4 protein-coding genes are annotated in these 2,693 nt (G+C 70.2%); all 4 read right to left on the bottom strand.

Translation table 11 applies throughout. The annotated features are described in order from the left end of the window. Window positions 1-72: 72 nt before the first annotated feature. Window positions 73-1,191: a methyltransferase domain-containing protein gene (locus tag SCA03_RS34605; RefSeq protein WP_086814185.1), complete on the bottom strand. Its 1,119-nt coding sequence runs from the start codon at window positions 1,189-1,191 to the stop codon at window positions 73-75. Next, on the bottom strand, window positions 1,188-2,153 hold the full coding sequence (gene tgmB / locus SCA03_RS34600; protein WP_086814187.1) for an ATP-grasp ribosomal peptide maturase: 966 nt from the start codon (window positions 2,151-2,153) through the stop codon (window positions 1,188-1,190). The genes SCA03_RS34605 and tgmB overlap by 4 nt, the downstream gene beginning before the upstream one ends. Before the next feature lie 33 nt (window positions 2,154-2,186). Continuing rightward, complete coding sequence (tgmA, locus tag SCA03_RS34595) at window positions 2,187-2,441, bottom strand: putative ATP-grasp-modified RiPP (RefSeq protein WP_030891857.1); 255 nt, start codon at window positions 2,439-2,441, stop codon at window positions 2,187-2,189. Window positions 2,442-2,590: 149 nt separating this feature from the next. Beyond that, the coding region (locus SCA03_RS37430; protein WP_443098242.1) for a DUF7848 domain-containing protein at window positions 2,591-2,693 on the bottom strand (103 nt) is incomplete at its 5' end.

Raw genomic sequence — 2,693 nt, 5'->3', positions numbered from 1 at the left:
TGAGCTGCGGCGGGGAGGCGTTGCAACGACTCGAACGCCGCCCGCCGATAGAACGCCCCTCGGGGGTCCACGTCAGGGCAACGGCCACACCCAACCGCCCATGGCGAGTTGATGGCGTCCGTCGGGGTGGACGGTGAGGGTGTAGGCGTCCGCTCCCGGCCGTCCCGCCGCGGCCCACTCGCCGAGCAGTGGTGCTCGCTCTGCCCAGAGGTCTCGCGGGCCGCCGTGGTCGAGCTGCGCTGTGCCGCCGCCGCGGGGGGTGACGCGGGCCCACGAGTCGGAGTCCGGGTGGACGAGGCCGAGAACACGCTGTCCATCGAGGACGAGCGAGAACTCGATGACGTCAGGGTGGGCCAGGGCGCCGAGGAAGCGGGGCATGTCCTCGTCGAGGGCGGCCGGCAGCTCGATCTCCTGCCCGGAGCCGGACGCGGTGGCGATCTTGCCTGCGTAGGAGCGGGCGGGCGCGGCAGCGGTGTCCGCGGTGGGGCGTGCGGGCATGAAGGCTGCATGGGTCGGCAGGAAGCGTCCGACGGCAGTGCCCTGGTCGCCGATGGTCAGGGGGATGAGGCCGTGGCCGACGTTGGCGACGATGTTGCCTCCGCGTACAACCTGCTCCCGCCAGGCATTCGGAATGCGGCCGACTCCGAACGTCGCAATCACCGCGCTGTAGGGGGCGAAGCCCGGGCAGCCGGCGGTGCCGTCGCCCACGGCGAGGCTGGGCGTGTATCCGGCGCCGTTGAGGTGCCCGGCAGCGGCGACGATGAGGCGGTGGTCGACGTCCAGAGAGACGACGCGCGTGGGGCCATACGCGTGGCACAAGAGTGCCGCGTTGTAGCCGGGCCCGGTGCCGAGGTCGAGCACGGGAAGCTCGTCATCAGCGGGTGCGAGGGCTTCGAGCATGAGCGCCATCATGGTCGGGTTGCTGGAGGAGCTGGTGGCTGTGCCGTGCTGGTCGTACTGGACGTTGAGCGACGCGGTGGAGTACACGGCTTCGAGGTAGCCGGGGTGGTCGGGGAGGTAGCTGACGAGTTCGTTCCCCTCGCGCTTGGTGAAGCGGGGCACGAACAGCTCGCGGGGCACGGCCTCGAAGGCTTCGCGCCACTTCGGGGTGCGCAGGGCACCTTCGTCGGTGAGGCGCTGGACCATACGCCGTCGTAGCCCCTCGGCTGACACGGTGGAGGGAGTGATCATGAGCATTTTCCTTCGAGCAGGTCGGCGAGGGCTTCGGTGATGGGCTCGCGGAGCTCCGGGACGAACCCCCACTGCCCGTTCGGGTTGACGTCACAGAGGAACCAACGGCCGTCGTCCTGGCTAACGAGGAAGTCACAGGCCGCGTAGCGCAGTTGGAGAGCATCGAGCAGCCAGTGCATGCCGGCCGTGACCTCGCCGGGGAGCGTGCACGGGCGGTAGGTGAGGCTGTCGTAGTCGGTGCGGAAGTCGATACGGGCAGCGTCCGAACCGGCGTGGATCTCGGCGGCGAACAGCCGACGGCCGACCGCGGTGACGCGGACTTCGTACGCCTTGGGCACCCACTGTTGGAAGAGGTGCGCGGTGAGGCTGACCGCGTCCGTGATCTCCTCGGCACGCACCTGGGTCGTCCACAGGGCGTGGGCGTTGCCGTCGTCGGTGGTGGGCCCGCCGGGGCCGAGCGCCTTGTACGCGGCTGTGCCTCCGGGCAGGGCTTCGACGAACTCACGGGCCTCGGCCGGGTCGTTGGTGATGAGCGTTTCCGGCACGTCCAGTCCACATCGGGCGGCAGTGGCCAGGGAGACGGGCTTGATCTCGGCGTGCGCGTTTCTGCTGGGGTGATTCACCCACCGGCAGTCGAGCGAGGAGAGCAGGCCCTTGAAGCCGGCCCGGGCCTCGGCCCGTGCCCACCGGGTGTCGCCGCCGGCCATGCCGGGGTGCATCCGGAAGGCGGAGGGGCGCCGGTAGTAGACGGCGCTGACCTCGCCGAGGGTGAGGTCCCGGTGCTGACCGCGCAGTGTGCCTGCCCAGTGTCCTGCTCCGGGACCGATACGGGCGCCGAAACTGAGGCAGCTGGGAAAGTCGCCGGGATCGAGTCGGCAGACGGGCACGCCTCGCTCGTGCAGTTCCGAGATGACCAGATCGGATGTGGCGTCGAGCGGACGGGTCAGCACCAGGACGGTCACGGGTCAATCACTCCCTTCTCAGGCTGCGGCTGGTCAGTCGGTGTCGTTCTCGGTGGACTCGTCGAGCTGGCTGTCCTCCTGCGTCTGCTGCTGGGTGGTGAGCGAGGTCGCCATGGAGGGCTCGTGGATGAAGGGGGTGCCGTCCTCGGTGACGCTGATCTGCCGCTCGGGGCACAGCGTCAGGGCGGGCTCGTCCTTCGGGATCTCGATCACCTTGACGGGCACGGCCTTCGTGAGGCCGAAGGGCCGGACGGGCTCGGTGTCGAGCCGTTGAGCGGTCGCTGTCATCACAGGTGCTCCTTCGTTGTCGCTGACACTTCCGGCCCGCGGGCTCGGCACGTGCTCGGCGCCGGCCGATGCGGGGTCTTGCTGACCGCCCCGCCGCGCACCCGGCCGGTGTTGCCCAGGCCCGGCCGGGGTGGCGGCGGAAGCGGAGTTCATGCCGGCCCGTTCATACGGGCTCGCCAGGGGCGCGTGGTGACCTCGGTATAGAAGCAGTGAGTGGGGTCCGCCGCCGCGTGCTGGAGCTGCCAGGTCTGC

The sequence above is a fragment of the Streptomyces cacaoi genome, from assembly GCF_006539165.1.
In the GTDB taxonomy this organism is placed as follows: domain Bacteria; phylum Actinomycetota; class Actinomycetes; order Streptomycetales; family Streptomycetaceae; genus Streptomyces; species Streptomyces cacaoi.
Note: the sequence above shows the minus strand (reverse complement) of the source record. Positions and strands in the feature narration are given on the sequence as shown.